The following is a 15,229-nucleotide window of genomic DNA, read 5'->3' as shown; positions in this document are numbered from 1 at the left end:
AGACCATGACCGATACAACTGACACCGCCGTCGGTGCCAGCCGCGAGCCTATGTTCTCCCCGCCGTCTTTGCCCAAGGGCGGCGGGACGGTATCGCCAGACAGCGGCATGCTGTCCATTGGAGGCGCCGACGGCGCAGCAGGCTGGACACTACCGTTGCCATTGCCAGCAGGGCGCACCCTGACACCCTCGTTGACGCTTGCCTATAGCTCCGAAGGCGGTAATGGTGCGTTCGGTGCTGGCTGGCGGTGTAGCCCCGCCAGCATCAGCCGCATGACCCGCCTCGGCACGCCCCGGTACAGCGACAGCGACCGCCTGCTTGGTGCCGACGGCGATGAGATCCTGCGTGACGCGAAAGGCCTTCGCACCGAGGCCAACCTGCCTTTTTCGACCGTCCCCGCAGAGCACCACGTAACGCCTTGGGTGCGCCGCAGCGGTGGCCGCGACGAGCGTCTGGAGCACTGGCGTGCCACGACGCAACCCGATTCGCCTGGGTTCTGGTTGCAGTACCACGCCGACGGCAGCATCACGCTGTTCGGCTGGTCGCCCTCGGCCCGCCTGGCCGATCCGCAAGCACCGGCGCATGTGGCCTGTTGGTACGCCGAAGAGACCGTCAGCGTGACTGGCGAGCACGTGGTGTACGAGTACCGCAAGGAGGACGATGCCGGTTGCGAGCCAGCCGAGCTGGCCGCTCACGGTCAGGCCACCGACTGCTATCTGAGCGCTGTCCATGCCCTGAATGCGACGCCCTGTGACTGGCTGCTGATTCCACAAGGTGCCTTCCGCGCCCAGGATTTCATGACCCTGATGCTGTTCGACTATGGCGAGCGTGGCACCGATGTGCAGACACGCCCGACGTTTCAGGCGACAGCGCCGTGGCCCGCCCGAGAGGACTGTTTCTCGCATTGGCGCTGGGGATTCGATCAGCGTGTGCGTCGGCTCTGCCACGATGTATTGCTCTGGCATCGCACCGGGATGATGGCAGGTCAGGCGGACACGACCCCGGAGCTCGTGTCACGCCTGCATCTGAGCTACGAGCAAAGTGGTGTGACCTCGTTGCTGCAGTCGGCGCAGCGAGTCGCCTACGAGGCCGATGGCACGCCGTTGCTGCTGCCCCCAGTCGAGTTCGAGCTCAGCGAGCCTGGGCGCGAGGGTTCGCATTGGGAGTCCGTGCCCGAACTCGACGGGTTCCATGTGCCGCGCTGGCAGTTGGCCGACCTTTACGGCGAAGGAATACCCGGCCTGCTGTATCTGGATGGCAATGCGTGGTGGTACCGGGCGCCAAAGCGCAAGGCGGATGAAACAATCGATGCCGTTACCTGGGGGCAGCCGCAACTGCTCCCGCAGGCGCCCAGCGCCCGGCTCGGCATCGGGCAATTGGCCGACCTGGACAGCAGTGGTCGGCCCCAATGGTTGGTCAACCTACCGGGTATGCGCGGCAGTTTCACACTGGGTCCCGACGGCCAGTGGAGCGATTTCATCAGCATGGACGCGATGCCGGGCGAATTGGCCCATGGCGCCGCGCAGTTGGTCGACCTCTCGGGCGATGGTTGCCAGGATCTGGTCATGGTCGGCCCGCGCAGTGTGCGTCTGTATGCCAAGCAACGCGGAGCAGGTTGGAGGGCTGCGCAAGAGGTCAACCACGGCAGCGCGTTGCCCATCGTCGGTGGCGAGGACCGCATGGTGGCCTTTGCCGACCTGACAGGCAGTGGCTTGCAGCAGATGCTCGAAATCACCGAAAGGGGTGTGCGCTACTGGCCTGCCAAGGGGCATGGCAGCTTTGCCGAACCGGTCGAGATGCCGGGTTTCGCCATCGAGGGCTTCTCCGCGAGTCGGGTACTGCTGGGGGATACGGACGGCAGCGGCACGGTGGATATTCTGTATGTGCAATCCGACCGGGTGCGGGTGTTCGTCAACCAGTCAGGTAACTGCTTCGTCGAAGGGGCGTGCGTGATGGCGCCCGATGGCGTGGTGCTGGATGACACCTGCAAGCTGCAGTTGGTCGATCTGCGGGGGCAGGGCAGCGCCGAACTGGTGCTGACCCGGACGCACATGCAACCCCGTTCCTGGGTTTATCGCTTCAATGGTCGACGGCCTTGGTTGTTGGCCGAGGTCTGTGACAACAGCGGCAGTCGTGTGCTGTTCGACTATCGCAGTTCCGCGCAAGCTTGGCTCGATGAAAAAGCCGAGCTGCAAGGCCAGGGCCGCCCGGCGGTGTGCCACCTGCCGTTCCCGGTCCATACGTTGTGCCAGGTGACCACACTCGACGAAATCAGCGGTTTGCGCACCGTCACCGGCATGCGCTACCAGGGCGGGGTGTGGGACTGTCAGGAGCGCGAATTTCGGGGCTTTACCCGCTTGATCCAGACCGACACCCTGGAAAATGCCCAAGGCAACGCAGCGGAACGCTCACCACCGGCCCAGGTGCACCACTGGTTCCTCAGTGGCAGCGACGCGCATGACACCGATACTCCAGGGGCATTTTCCAACCCTGACAGTGTCGAGTCTGCGTTTGCCACCCGAGCGCTACGCTTCACCCAGCTGCAAGGTGGGCGGGAGGTGCCGTTCGAGCCGGAGGGGGCCGCGCGTCGTTGGTTGCTGCGTGCCCTGCGGGGCAGATCGCTGCGCCGCGAAACCTATGGGCTCGATGGCAGCGAGCGGGCATCGATACCCTATGCCATCGAGCGCCGTCGCTGGCAGGTACGGGTGTATCCGACCGCTCACCCTGACCGGCCCGCGGCGCTGGTCACGGAAGTGGAAACCCTGACGTTCGCCACCGAACGCATCGCTCAGGACCCGGTCGTCACCCAGCGCGTGATCCTGGCCCAGGACAGCCAGGGCCACGTTCTGCAAAGCGCCGAACTCTGCTATCCGCGCCAGTCCCGCCCAGGCGGATCGATTTACCCCGAGGACCTGCCAGAGGGGCTGGAAGCAGCGAGCCGTGATCCGCAGCAAGACAAGCTGTGGCTGACCCTGTCGCGGACCAAGGTGCACAGCCTCGAGGATGGTCACTGCCATGTCTCCGGCCTCGCCGAAACCGTTCGCACCGATGTCCTGGCGTTGCCTGCCACAGCAATCGCCCAGGGCGGCTTCGATGTCGAAAGCCTGCTGGCCGCGGGAGGGCCGTTGGCGAGCCTGGGTCAAACGACGCTGATAAGTTACAGCCGCGCCCGTTGGTGCGACGCCCAAGGCGCGCTCAGTGACCTGCCGGTGCGCCAGGCATTGGTGGCCTTTACCGAGACCGCTTTGCTCGATGAGGCCGCGTTGGATGTTCTTCGGGATAACCTGCCGAGTCAGGGGGTGGGAGCTTGGTTGGAAGCGTGTGGCTACCACCCGGTGACCTTGCCGGAGGATGGCACCCAGGTCCATGTCGGTCGCCATGACTTTGCTCGTTACGACGGTCCGGAGATGTTCTATCGGTTTTCCGGCACCCGTGAGAGCGAAATGATGGGGCAAGGTCAGGTCGAATGGAGCCCGCATGCAGTGGCGGTAACCCGGATCACCGATGCGGCTGGCCTGCAGAGCTCGGTGCGCTATGACTGGCGTTTCATTACTCCGGTCTCGATCACCGATGCCAATTCGAACGTGCAACAGGTGTGCCTCGATGCGCTTGGCCGGGTGGTGGAGTCTCGCATGCGTGGTAGCGAGAACGGTGTCGCCACGGGCTATGGCAGCCAGTCGTTCACCTTGCCGCAAACCGTGGAGGCCATGCTGGCCCTGCGCGGTGGCGATGTACCGGTGGCTACTGCGCACCGGCAGGTCACCGACAGCTGGATGCCGTGGGCCCGTGACCGCGATGGCCGGGTCCTGCCGACCCGCATGGGCGAGCTCGCCTTGCGTCGTCATCTGCAACGCCATGGCTTACCGGCACCAAACCTGGCAGAGGAACGTCAACCGCCCCATGTCATTACCTTGCAGACCGACCGTTACGATGGCGATCCGCAGCAGCAGGTGCGCCTGAGCATCAGCCATGGCGATGGGGCAGGGCGCGCGTTGCAGAGCGCGGTGCTGAGCGCCCCGGGCGAGGCTCTGGTGCGGACTTCCGAGGGCCGGTTGCAGACCGACGCCCAAGGCAAGGCCGTCTTCGCCCACGCACCCGTGCGCTGGGCAGTGAGCGGCAAGACCGAGTACGACAACAAGGGGCAACCGGTGCGCACCTGGATGCCGTATTACCTCAACGACTGGCGCCTGGTGCGTGACGACACCGCCCGTGAAGGTCTGTACGCCGATACCCACCTGTACGACGCCCGTGGGCGTGTGATTCGCGTGGTGACTGCGGCGGGCTGGGAACGGCGTACGCAGTTCTATCCCTGGTTCACCGTCTCGGAAGATGAAAACGACACGGTTCAATGAATTGCCCAGGCAAAAGGAGTACATCGATGCCTGTCATCACCCACAACGCTGTACATCGCAACACCCCGACCGTGACGGTGCGGGACAATCGCGGACTGGTCGTACGGGAAATCAGCTACCACCGCCACCCGACCAGACTGCAACAGACCGACACCCGAATCACTCGGCATCGTTATGACGCGCGAGGATTCAAGGTACAAAGCTGTGACCCGCGGCTGCACGCTGCGGGCCTGAACAACTTCACCTGGCAATACGACCTCGGCGGCCAGCCACTGCGCACCCGCAGCGTCGATACCGGTGTGACCGTGCAATTGGTCGATGCCGCAGGCCGGCCCAGATTGGCCGTCACTCAGGTTGCGGAAGACGAGCTGGGCCAGGAAGACCGCAGCCAAGCAGTGACCCGCACCTGGCATTACGAGACCGCCACCCGGGCCGGGCGCCCACTGGGCATCAGCGAGCAGGTCGCAGGCCGGCCCGAGTGTCGCATCGAGCGCATCGTCTATGCCGGCACCAGCGCAGCGGAACAGGCCGTCAACCTGGCCGGTCAAGTCAGCCTGCATTTTGACACCGCGGGATTGACGCAGACCCACGCCATCACCCTCACGGGCGTACCCCAGCGGGTCACTCGCCGCCTGCTCGCCGACGCCGACGACCCGCTGGTGACTGCCGATTGGCAAGGCCGCGATGTCGAGCACTGGATGGCCGCATTGCAGCCACCCGACCAAGCGGCGAGCACTAGCGCTTCTGCCGATGCCACGGGGGCGGTGCTGACCAGCACCGATGCCGCGGGCAACGTTCAGGAGCAAGCCTACGATGTGGCGGGATTGCTCAAGGGCACCTGGTTGACCCTGCAGGGCAGCCGCCGACAGGTCATTCTCAAGACCATGAGTTACTCGGCGGCGGGCCAGAAACTGCATGAAGAGCATGGTAACGGGCTGATCACCCGTTACCGCTACGAGCCACGCACCCAACGTCTTGCCGGGATCCGCACCGAGCGCCCGCAAGGGCATGCTTTGGGCGCCAAGGTATTGCAGAACCTGCGTTACGATTACGACCCGGTCGGCAATGTGCTCAAGGTGCGCGACGATGCCGAGGATATTCGCTTCTGGCGCAATCAGAAGATAGAACCTGAATGCACCTACAGCTACGACAGCCTCTACCAATTGGCCAGCGCGACCGGACGAGAGATGGCCAACGCCGCTCGGCAAGGCCGCCAGCTGCCAGAGCGCCAGGCGCTCGATAACGCGACGTTCACCCAGTACACACGCACGTACGACTACGACAGCGCCGGCAACCTCTTGCGCATTCGCCACAGTGCCCCGGCCAGTGGCAACAACTACACCCTCGACATCACCATCAGCGACCGCAGCAACCGAGGGGTGACCAACGCCTTGACCGAAGACCCGGGCCAGGTCGATCGGTTGTTCACGCCAGGCGGGCTGCAGAAAGTGCTGGCGCCGGGGCAACAGTTGGCCTGGACGCTGCGTGGGGAGCTGCACAGTGTCGCATCTGTCATCCGCGAAGGGGGCGTGAGCGATCAGGAAAGCTATCGCTACGATATCGGCAATCAACGCATCCTCAAGGTCAGCTCGCAATTGCATGCAGGGACGACGCAACGCCAACGGGTGCTCTACCTGCCTGGATTAGAGCTGCGCCGCACCTCGAACGACGACAGGCTCAGCGAGGATTTGCAGGTGGCGTCGGTCGTCGCTGGCGATGCGGCCCAGGTCCGCGCGCTGCGCTGGATCAGCGGCAAGCCAGACGATATCGACAACGATCAGCTGCGCTATGCCTATGCCGACCATCTGGGCAGTGCCAGCCTGGAAGTCGATGGGGACGGGGCGGTCATCAGCCAGGAGGTGTATTACCCGTTTGGCGGCACCGCTGCTTGGGCTGCTCGTAGCGAGGCTCAAGGGCGCTACAAGACCGTGCGCTACAGCGGCAAGGAGCGCGATGCCACTGGGCTCTACTATTACGGGTACCGCTACTACCAACCCTGGGCTGGGCGCTGGCTGAGCGCGGATCCGGCGGGCACGGTGGATGGGCTGAACCTGTATGCGATGGTGGCTAACAATCCTATGGCACTGGTGGACAATGACGGCTTGATGCTTTCGGTTTTCAACGCGGCTAAAGGGGCTGTCAACGCGGTCAAAGGTTTCATGGGACTCGGGGAGCAGAACGCATCGGCAAGTAGCAGTTCGAACTCATCCCCAAGCCCATCTCCTCCGGCGTCTCCTGCACCAGAGCGAAGTCCATCACCTGCGGCGTCCACTGCACCCGAAGACAACGAATCGCCGCATCCTGGTCCGTCAAACGCCTCGGTAGATCCTCAGGCGACGGCTGACAAGAAGACGAACACCGAGAAAAACAGGAAACGAAAAGAGCTGCGTAAAGCAGCAGCTGCTAGAGATAAAATTGATGCCGACGATGCAGGCATGCAAAGGGTCGAGCGGCGTGCGCGCGAGGTCAGACCTAGAGTGGAGCGGGTCCCGCAAATAAGCTTGAATGGGCAATGGGGCATGCTCGATTCAACGATTCACAGACAGATTCGACACCACAGACCCGAACTACCAGCGGATCTGGTAGCCGTAGGTCAGCGGCCCGGCCGAGATGCGGTAGGTGCGGTGGTGCACATGCGTCTTGGCGAAACACAATCCAAGGGTAATCATCAAGGGTGGGGCGAACGCCACATCCTCGAGGAGCACGAGGACGAATTCAACGAGAGAGGGATTGCTAGCGACCAGATAACGCCATTTATTATGACAGCGTTGGTCTCGGGTGATGTAATAGGTAAGCCCAACTCCGGCCCTACTAACGCGAGGGTATATAGGGTCGACTTCAATGGCGAGCCGAAAAGGGTAGTAATCCTGATGCTAGGTAACACCGTCCATACAGCGCGTCCCTACACTAAACGTACGGTGGTCCCTTTGGAAGCGAACGAAAGACCGTGGTAAACCCCAGAACTTGAACTTTCTCGTTTTTACATGGTATCCCGGACATCTCACAGGACTTAGAACGGTGTAATCGCGTATGTGGTGAGAGCCGTGAAATGGTCGTGAACAACCAATGACACGGCGTCCGAATTCCGCCTCCGACTCGCAGAATCAGCCTGGACTGCGGGTCGGTTGCGTCTTCGCTAGCGCTGTGCCAGGCCGTTCTATTACCGCCGAGAGCGTGACGACAATCCATCCAGCACCACCTCGCATGCCGTCCCCCAGCTCGCGCTTCCCGGCTGTTGCCTCAGCACCGCCAAGCCATCCGCGGTGAACGTACCCGGTGTGGCGATCGCTTCACCGAGTGCCTTGAGGCTTTGCTCCGGCTGCCTTTTTCCAGCGGTGATGCAGTCCTGCATGTTGCCCAGCACCAACGCACGCGCCTGTTCAGGGGGCAGGCCCTTGTCGCTCAGCCACTGCTGCAGATCGTCCAGCAAGAAGTAGAACCAGCCATTCATGCAGGCCGCCACGGTGGCCAGCTCGAACGCGGGCTCATCCGCCAGCACCACCAGCTCGCCCAGCAGGCTCAGGCACTGCTCCGTCTGGGGATCCGCTGGGCAGACAACCACCGTCGACGCGTTGTACTGCGCACTGTATGACAGCATGCCGCGCAGGCAATGAGCGCCTGGGAAAGCGGCCGCAAGGTGCGCCAGATCGATACCCGCGACCAGCGACACCAGCCGCTGCCCCGGGCGCAGGCTGACTTCGCTGGCCAGTTGCGAGAGGGCGTCGGGGCGTACACCGACAATCACCCAGTCCGCCTCGTCCACCACCGCCTGATTGCTCGCCAGCACCTGGCAACTGTGCTCGGCTTCCAGGGCCGCGGCACGTGCGGCGTTACGCGGTGACAGCAAGATGGCCTCGGCGAAGCCGGCACGGCGCAGGCCATGCACCACTTTCTCGGTCAACTCGCCAACCCCGAGAATGCCCAGCTTATGCATGCAACCTCCTTGTTCAGCGTTGTCGGTCAGCTCAGTGCAGACGTTTGCGCACGCCCTCGCAGGCCTGTGCCTGCTCGGTCAGGGCGTCGAGGTGCTCGTCGCGTTGCTGCTCGGCCTCGAGCATCGCATCCTCGCCCTGTTGGTTGAGCAGGTAAGTGTGAATCTGCATCACCTCGGCGCTTTGGTAGATCGGGGCGATATCCAGGCGGCCGATCAGTGCGCCGCTGGCCTGGCCGGTGCTGCTCATCAACACCTGCGGCCCATTGGCAGCCACCACCTGCATACCCAGCGCCTCGAACCAGGCGACCTGGGCTGGCAGCGAGTCGAGCTCCACACAGGCGTAGCGCGCTTGCAGGTCTTCGAGCAGCGCGCGGGCGATGCCCTGACGGCGATGCGCGGGCGACACCACCAGAAACGCCAGGACGCAGGCCTGCGGATCGTCCTGGGCCGGCAGGGTCAGAGCGAATCCGAGCATCTGCTCGGGGGCTTCTGCGTCCAGCGCCAGGGTCAGCTCGACCTTGAGCCCACGGGTGCCGTCCATGGCTTGCAGGTACTGATGCACCTCCATGCCGACGCCGTACTGGTACAGCGGGTAGAGGGCGTTGTCCGGGCTGATGGCGACGCTGCTCAAGGTGCTCACGTGATGGATGACCAGCTCGCGGATCTGGTTCTGGAAGGATTCGGGCGGCACGCTGTCGAGGCGGCTCAGGATAAACATCGGTAGAAAGGCTCCGGCTCGGGGTGAACAGGCGCGGCTTGGCGCGCGCTGCCCAGTTTAACCGTTTTTGCCGAGCAGGCCTCAGAACCAGCGGTCGTTCTTCTTGCGGCCACGGGTCAGCGCCGGCAAGATCAGCCCCGCCAGCAGGCCGGCCCCGGCGATGCTGCCGCCGTAGACCATGTAGCGCATCATCACCTGCTTGTTTTCGTCGCCCAGTCGTGCCTGGGTGTCTCGCAGGCTCGATTGGCTCTGGTCGAGCTGCTCGCCCAGCGCCTGGTTGCGCGCTTCCAGTTCGTCGATCAGCTTCTTGCGCGAGTCGAGGGTTTCCTGCATGCCCTGTACGCGGTTCTTCCAGCTGTCATCGATGGTCTTGAGCTGTGCGGACAACTCGGCGACCTGGGCGTCGAGCTGGGGCAGGCGTTCGCCCTGTCCGGGCACCGACTGCAGGTCGCTGGTGAGGATCCAGACCACGTCGCCATTTTGCCCTCGCACCTGGCTGTAGTTGCCCTGGCTGCCGAGCAGGGTGAGCTTCTGTCCGGATTTGAGCGTACCGACGATGCGATGACCATCGGTGGGGCCGCTGCGCACATAGGTGCTCAAGCTGTCGCTGACCCAGCGCGCGTCGCTGGCCGGCTCTTCGGCATGCGCCGGGATAGCCAGGGCTACCAGGGCGGCGAGAAGGCTGCCACGCAGCACGGGCAGGGCGGAGGAAGCGGGACGGGAATCAGGCATGTGGGGTCTTCGCTGCAGCAGGACAAAAACAGGCCCGGTGATTGGGCCAACGAACCGGTCGGTGAGTTGACCGTCAGGCAAAGACCGTTTTTTTGCGGGCTGGTTCACTGCTTTAGGTCGGAAATGTCTGCAGGATGTTACAGGTTGGGGGTTGCCGGGTCGTTGCCGGTGGCCATAGAGGCCGGCGCGACCAACTGCATTCTGCCGGTCGGACCTGGCGCCTAAACTCAGTGTTCACGCTGAGTCAGGAGTCTTGCCATGATTGCCAAGAACACGGTCTGCCTGTGGTTCGACCGCGATGCCGAGGAGGCCGCCAACTTCTACGCCGCAACCTTCCCCGGAAGTCGAGTAACGGCCGTTCACCTCGCCCCCGATGACTATCCCTCGGGTAAGCAGGGCGATGTGATCACCGTGGAGTTCAGCGTCATGGGTATACCCTGTGTCGGGCTCAACGGCGGCCCGACGTTTCGTCACAGCGAAGCGTTTTCATTTCAGGTCTGCACCGAAGACCAGGCCGAGACTGACCGCCTGTGGCAAGCGATCGTCGACAATGGCGGTCAGGCAAGTGAGTGCGGCTGGTGCAAGGATAAATGGGGCATATCGTGGCAGATAACCCCGCGGGTGCTTCTGGCCGCCATCGCCGACCCCGACCCTGCTGCCGCCAGACGAGCCTTCGCGGCGATGATGACCATGGGCAAGATCGACGTGGCCCGGATAGAGGCGGCGCTGCGTGGTTGAGTGCTAATTTCAGGCTGAGGGCCTTCAGAAGTCGAGCGGTGGTTGAGAATTGGTATTAATCGCAAAGGAGATTTTCACATCTGTCGTGTCCCCTCGACGGACTGGGTCCAGCGAATGATCTGCCGGGCGCAATAGGCTCCGGTGAGGATGACGCCGAACAGCCGCAATGTCTGCATCGCCAATACCAGGCCGACATCGGCATGGGTTTCCACCGCGATGATCGCCATCGCATCCAAGCCGCCCGGGCTGGTCGCCAGGTACATGGACAGGAAGTCCGTACCCATGGCCATGGCCAGTCCCCAGGCGCACGCTGCGCACAGCAGGATCAGCGCCACTGCACCGGCGACCATGGTCGGCAGGCGTTTCCACACGTAGCGCACGGTCGGGCGATCGAAACGCAGGCCGATGTAGCAACCGATAGCGCCGTAGGCGAAGGCCAGCAACGGCTCCGGGAGGGATATTGTGAGCGCTCCGCTCAGTTGCAATGCTCCCCCGATCAGCAGCGGGGCGAGCAATGCACCGGCAGGCATGCGATTGCCTACGACCAGACCCAGCAGCACCACTGCCACGCTTGCCAGGATATTGATGAGGTGCGGGCCTTCGTTCAGCGCCGGAGCATTGGCGACCGCGCCACTCCCGGGGGTGGCCCCCAACAGATGACTGACCAGTGAACCGATCATCACCACGCACACCACCCGCACATACTGCATGGTCGCCACCACACGGGCATCGGCGCCGTTTTCCTCAGCCATCGACACCATCGCCGACGCCGCTCCCGGCGCCGTGCCCCAGGCTGCGGTGCTACCGGGAATGCCGCCCAAGCGCACGGTGCCCAGGCCGACCAAGGTGCTGAGCACGACGGTGATCAGCGTCGCGAGCAACATCAATGGCCATGATTGCGCCACAGACACCAGCACCGCCCAGGTCACCGAATGGGCGACCAGCAGACCGACGCAACCTTGGCCGAAGCGAAATACCTGTCGATTCAGGCTCAGTCTTGCACCCGATACGCCGAACAGGATGGCCACCAACATAGGGCCGAGGAACAACCCGGCCGGTACGGCCAGATGATGCAGCAGTTGCCCGACAGCTGCCGCGCAGAGCAGCAGGGCGAGCCATTGGAAGAGCGTCTTGGATGAGCCGGATGGGGCGATCTGCAATGTCGATACTCCTTGCACAGCGATAACGCAGGCTGACAGCGCCAGCGCGGAAAATTATCGACGGCGCAACCGATCAAGTCTATTTTCTACTTTTGATGAACCTATAACTGACATTCATGAATCATGGACCTGCGTGACCTGACCTATTTCGAAACCATCGCCGAGCTCGGCCATCTCGGGCGTGCTGCCGAACGCCTCAATCGCAGCCAACCGGCATTGAGCAAGAGCATCCAGCGCCTCGAGGAATCGCTGGGCACGCGGCTGTTCCAACGCGATGGCCGGCGCATCAAGCTGACCGAGGTGGGCCAGTTGCTGCTGACCCGAGGCAAGCAACTGCAGCTGAACATCGCCGAAACCGAGCGGGAGGTGCGTGACTTCGCCAACGGGCTGGTGGGCAACATTCGCCTGGGCTGTGCGGCGAGCATGTCCGATCACCTGTTGCCTCACCTGACCGCCGCGCTGCTGGAGCGGGCGCCGGACGTCACGCTCAAACTGTCGATTGCCCAGGATGACGTGCTCAAGGCGTCGCTGCGAGCAGGGCGCCTGGATGTGATCATCTCGCCGCAGATCGCCGACGATCCGCAGTTCACCACCCACGCCATCCTCGAGGACGAAGCCATCGTGGTGGCCAGTGTCGATCATCCGGTGTTCGCCGGACCTGTCGTCCTGGAGGATCTGTGCCAGTACCGCTGGGTGCTCGGTGGTCCGACGGTGATGGCCAGGCGCTGGATCGACAACGTGTTTCTTGCCAATCGTCTGCCGGCGCCCCAGGTGCAGATCGAAACCAATGCCCTGTCATTGTTGCCACGCCTGATTGCGCGCACCCAGCTGCTGAGCTTCGCCGCGCGGGAAACCTTGGCGTATGGCATCGGCCAGTCCTGGCTGCGGGAAGTGCCCTTGGAGGCGACCACCATGCGCCGGACCGTGGCGGTGTCGGTTCGCAGCGAAGGTTACCTGCCGCCAGCGGCGGCGGCGCTGGTGACATTGCTCAAGGAGCAGGGGCGCAGTTTTTTCGAGCGCGACTGAAGCCGACGCTACCCTCTGGCCGGACTCAGCGTTGGCCAAGCAAGGACAGGCAACGCTGGACCATCGCGCTGCTGTCGCCCTTGCGACGACTGAGAATGATCGGGCTGACCGCACTGCTGTCGAGCAGGCTGGCGTAGGCGATATCCGGGCGATGCTGTTGCTGTACCGACTCCGGCACCAGGGTCACGCCAAGGCCCACGGCAACCAGGCCGATGGCGGTTTGCAGTTCATTGGCCCATTGGCTGACCTTGACGCTCAGGCCGTGGTGGGCGAACAGCGCCATCACGTGGTCGGCATAACTTGGCCGAGGGTTGGCCGGGTAGAGGATGAACGGTTCCCGCGCCAGTTGTTCCAAGGTCAGCGCTGTGCCTGCCAGGGCATGGCCCTTGGGCAGTACCGCTACCAGCGGGTCCTCGCGCAGCACCTGCTGGGTGATAGCCGGGTCGTCGATACGGATGCGGCCGAAGCCGATGTCGATGCGCCCGTTCTTCAACGCCTCGACCTGTTGCACAGTGGTCATTTCGTTTAGCCCGAGTTCCAGTTCGGCATCCTTGCGCAGCTCGCGGATCAATTCGGGCAGCACCGTGTACAGGGTCGAGGGGGCAAAACCGATGCCCAGCCATTGACGCTGGCCCTGGCCGATGCGCCGGGTGTTGTCGCCCACGGTCTGCAGTTGCTGCAACAGCGTGCAGGTCTGCTCGTAGAAGTAGCGCCCGGCCTCGGTCAAGCGTAACGGTCGCTCACGCACCACCAGCAAGGTCCCCAATTGATCTTCGAGCTGGCTGATCTGCCGGCTGAGCGGAGGTTGGGCGATGTGCAGCAATTCGGCGGCGCGGGTGAAGTTCAGCGTTTCGGCCAGGACCTTGAAGTAGCGAAGGTGGCGCAGCTCCATCAGACCTCCAGGGTATCGTGGGAGATTCATTTGATATTGGACGATGGGCAGGGTCTCGCGCAATGCTTGAATCATCAAGTAAATGTGGCGGCCGCGCAGTGTGCGCGCCGACTAGCCGGAACCTGTGAACCATGACTCATGCCCTGATCGAGCGCATCGACGCGATCATCGTCGACTTGCCTACCATCCGCCCGCACAAGCTGGCCATGCACACCATGCAGCAGCAGACCCTGGTGGTCTTGCGCCTGCGCTGCAGCGACGGTGTCGAAGGTATCGGCGAGGCCACTACCATCGGCGGCCTGGCCTATGGCTACGAAAGCCCCGAGGGCATCAAGGCGAACATCGATGCACACCTGGCACCGGCGCTGATCGGCCTGCCGGCGGACAATATCAATGCGGCCATGCTCAAGCTGGACAAGCTGGCCAAAGGCAACACCTTCGCCAAATCCGGCCTCGAGAGTGCCTTGCTCGATGCCCAGGGCAAGCGCCTTGGTCTACCGGTCAGCGAACTGCTCGGTGGACGGGTGCGTGACAGCCTGGAGGTGGCCTGGACCCTGGCCAGTGGCGATACCGCCCGCGACATCGCCGAGGCCGAACACATGCTGGAGGTGCGCCGCCATCGTCTGTTCAAACTCAAGATCGGCGCCAACCCGCTCGAGCAGGACCTCAAGCACGTGGTGGCGATCAAGCGTGAACTGGGCGAGCGTGCCAGTGTCCGCGTCGACGTCAATCAGTACTGGGACGAGTCCCAGGCAATCCATGCCTGCCAGGTACTGGGCGACAACGGCATCGACCTGATCGAGCAACCGATCTCGCGCATCAACCGCGGTGGCCAGGTGCGCCTGAACCAGCGCAGCCCGGCGCCGATCATGGCTGACGAGTCGATCGAAAGCGTCGAGGACGCCTTCAGCCTCGCCGCCGACGGTGCGGCGAGCATTTTCGCCTTGAAGATCGCCAAGAACGGCGGCCCACGCGCCGTGCTGCGTACCGCGCAGATCGCCGAGGCGGCCGGTATCGCGCTGTACGGCGGGACCATGCTGGAAGGTTCGATCGGAACCCTGGCTTCGGCACATGCCTTCCTCACCCTGCGCCAGTTGACCTGGGGCACCGAGTTGTTCGGGCCACTGCTGCTGACCGAGGAAATCGTCAACGAGCCGCCGCAGTACCGCGATTTCCAACTGCATGTGCCGCGTACGCCGGGGCTTGGTCTGACGCTCGATGAGCAACGCTTGGCGCGCTTTGCCCGCCGCTGAAACCACGGGTTGAGGTCATACGCCGATCCCTTCGGGATCGGGCCGCGTAAGCCTCCAGACATATCGCAAGACAGGAGAGAACTACATGCTGTTCCACGTGAAGATGACCGTGAAACTGCCCGTCGACATGGACCCGGCCAAGGCTGCACGACTGAAGGCCGACGAGAAGGAACTGGCCCAGCGTCTGCAACGCGAGGGCACCTGGCGCCACCTGTGGCGCATCGCCGGCCACTATGCCAACTACAGCGTGTTCGATGTGCCAAGCGTCGAAGCATTGCACGACACTTTGATGCAACTGCCGCTGTTCCCCTACATGGACATCGAGGTGGATGGCCTGTGTCGCCACCCGTCGTCGATCCACGCCGACGACCGCTGATCCGACCTGACCCAGCGACTACCTGACAAGAACAATTCGAGGTAAACA

At 63.4% G+C, this 15,229-nt stretch carries 11 protein-coding genes; 6 read left to right on the top strand and 5 right to left on the bottom strand.

The window, feature by feature from the left end; genetic code table 11:
• The first annotated feature begins 5 nt into the window (after nucleotides 1–5).
• Nucleotides 6–4,352: a SpvB/TcaC N-terminal domain-containing protein gene (locus tag KY379_RS17315; protein WP_261240360.1), complete on the top strand. Its 4,347-nt coding sequence runs from the start codon at nucleotides 6–8 to the stop codon at nucleotides 4,350–4,352.
• A 26-nt stretch (nucleotides 4,353–4,378) separates the two neighbouring features.
• Nucleotides 4,379–7,306, top strand: coding sequence for an RHS repeat domain-containing protein (locus tag KY379_RS17310; protein ID WP_261240362.1), 2,928 nt, complete (start codon nucleotides 4,379–4,381; stop codon nucleotides 7,304–7,306).
• A gap of 206 nt (nucleotides 7,307–7,512) precedes the next feature.
• On the opposite strand, the gene KY379_RS17305 is transcribed toward KY379_RS17310, so the two are convergent.
• The 3 genes from KY379_RS17305 to KY379_RS17295 all read right to left on the bottom strand — a co-directional run bounded on the left by KY379_RS17305 (nucleotide 7,513) and on the right by KY379_RS17295 (nucleotide 9,736).
• A complete protein-coding gene (locus KY379_RS17305) occupies nucleotides 7,513–8,286 on the bottom strand; it encodes an NAD(P)-binding domain-containing protein (RefSeq protein ID WP_261240363.1) in 774 nt (257 codons plus the stop codon).
• Nucleotides 8,287–8,317: 31 nt separating this feature from the next.
• Complete coding sequence (locus KY379_RS17300) at nucleotides 8,318–9,004, bottom strand: GNAT family N-acetyltransferase (protein WP_261240364.1); 687 nt, start codon at nucleotides 9,002–9,004, stop codon at nucleotides 8,318–8,320.
• A gap of 81 nt (nucleotides 9,005–9,085) precedes the next feature.
• Nucleotides 9,086–9,736: a TIGR04211 family SH3 domain-containing protein gene (locus KY379_RS17295; protein WP_133326635.1), complete on the bottom strand. Its 651-nt coding sequence runs from the start codon at nucleotides 9,734–9,736 to the stop codon at nucleotides 9,086–9,088.
• A 258-nt stretch (nucleotides 9,737–9,994) separates the two neighbouring features.
• On the opposite strand from KY379_RS17295, the gene KY379_RS17290 reads away from it, so the two are divergent.
• Nucleotides 9,995–10,474: a VOC family protein gene (locus KY379_RS17290; RefSeq protein WP_261240365.1), complete on the top strand. Its 480-nt coding sequence runs from the start codon at nucleotides 9,995–9,997 to the stop codon at nucleotides 10,472–10,474.
• Between the two features lie 74 nt (nucleotides 10,475–10,548).
• On the opposite strand, the gene KY379_RS17285 is transcribed toward KY379_RS17290, so the two are convergent.
• The gene (locus tag KY379_RS17285) at nucleotides 10,549–11,634 is read right to left on the bottom strand and encodes an AbrB family transcriptional regulator (RefSeq protein WP_261240366.1); all 1,086 of its coding nucleotides are present in this window, start codon (nucleotides 11,632–11,634) and stop codon (nucleotides 10,549–10,551) included.
• 123 nt (nucleotides 11,635–11,757) lie between these two features.
• Here KY379_RS17285 and KY379_RS17280 point away from each other — a divergent pair, with 123 nt between their 5' ends.
• Entirely contained in the window at nucleotides 11,758–12,660 is a 903-nt protein-coding gene (locus KY379_RS17280) for a LysR family transcriptional regulator (protein WP_133326629.1), read from the top strand.
• A gap of 25 nt (nucleotides 12,661–12,685) precedes the next feature.
• Here the strand turns inward: KY379_RS17280 and KY379_RS17275 are convergent, their stop codons facing one another.
• Complete coding sequence (locus KY379_RS17275; RefSeq protein ID WP_133326627.1) at nucleotides 12,686–13,552, bottom strand: LysR family transcriptional regulator; 867 nt, start codon at nucleotides 13,550–13,552, stop codon at nucleotides 12,686–12,688.
• 131 nt (nucleotides 13,553–13,683) lie between these two features.
• On the opposite strand from KY379_RS17275, the gene KY379_RS17270 reads away from it, so the two are divergent.
• Together KY379_RS17270 and catC are read left to right on the top strand one after the other, a co-directional pair.
• The gene (locus KY379_RS17270) at nucleotides 13,684–14,805 is read left to right on the top strand and encodes a muconate cycloisomerase family protein (protein WP_261240367.1); all 1,122 of its coding nucleotides are present in this window, start codon (nucleotides 13,684–13,686) and stop codon (nucleotides 14,803–14,805) included.
• A gap of 85 nt (nucleotides 14,806–14,890) precedes the next feature.
• Complete coding sequence (gene catC, locus KY379_RS17265; RefSeq protein ID WP_133326623.1) at nucleotides 14,891–15,181, top strand: muconolactone Delta-isomerase; 291 nt, start codon at nucleotides 14,891–14,893, stop codon at nucleotides 15,179–15,181.
• The last annotated feature ends 48 nt before the right edge of the window (nucleotides 15,182–15,229 follow it).

Origin of the sequence: Pseudomonas sp. HD6422 (assembly GCF_025377065.1) — a bacterium.
GTDB classification, from domain to species: Bacteria; Pseudomonadota; Gammaproteobacteria; order Pseudomonadales; family Pseudomonadaceae; genus Aquipseudomonas; species Aquipseudomonas putida_U.
This window is presented reverse-complemented; position numbering and strand designations above follow the sequence as displayed.

Excerpts from the sequence above, each read along its gene's own strand:
- KY379_RS17315 (WP_261240360.1), top strand. The coding sequence starts at position 6 with ATGACCGATACAACTGACACCGCCGTCGGTGCCAGCCGCGAGCCTATG.
- KY379_RS17310 (WP_261240362.1), top strand. The coding sequence starts at position 4,379 with ATGCCTGTCATCACCCACAACGCTGTACATCGCAACACCCCGACCGTG.
- KY379_RS17305 (WP_261240363.1), bottom strand. The coding sequence starts at position 8,286 with ATGCATAAGCTGGGCATTCTCGGGGTTGGCGAGTTGACCGAGAAAGTG.
- KY379_RS17300 (WP_261240364.1), bottom strand. The coding sequence starts at position 9,004 with ATGTTTATCCTGAGCCGCCTCGACAGCGTGCCGCCCGAATCCTTCCAG.
- KY379_RS17295 (WP_133326635.1), bottom strand. The coding sequence starts at position 9,736 with ATGCCTGATTCCCGTCCCGCTTCCTCCGCCCTGCCCGTGCTGCGTGGC.
- KY379_RS17290 (WP_261240365.1), top strand. The coding sequence starts at position 9,995 with ATGATTGCCAAGAACACGGTCTGCCTGTGGTTCGACCGCGATGCCGAG.
- KY379_RS17280 (WP_133326629.1), top strand. The coding sequence starts at position 11,758 with ATGGACCTGCGTGACCTGACCTATTTCGAAACCATCGCCGAGCTCGGC.
- KY379_RS17275 (WP_133326627.1), bottom strand. The coding sequence starts at position 13,552 with ATGGAGCTGCGCCACCTTCGCTACTTCAAGGTCCTGGCCGAAACGCTG.
- KY379_RS17270 (WP_261240367.1), top strand. The coding sequence starts at position 13,684 with ATGACTCATGCCCTGATCGAGCGCATCGACGCGATCATCGTCGACTTG.
- catC (WP_133326623.1), top strand. The coding sequence starts at position 14,891 with ATGCTGTTCCACGTGAAGATGACCGTGAAACTGCCCGTCGACATGGAC.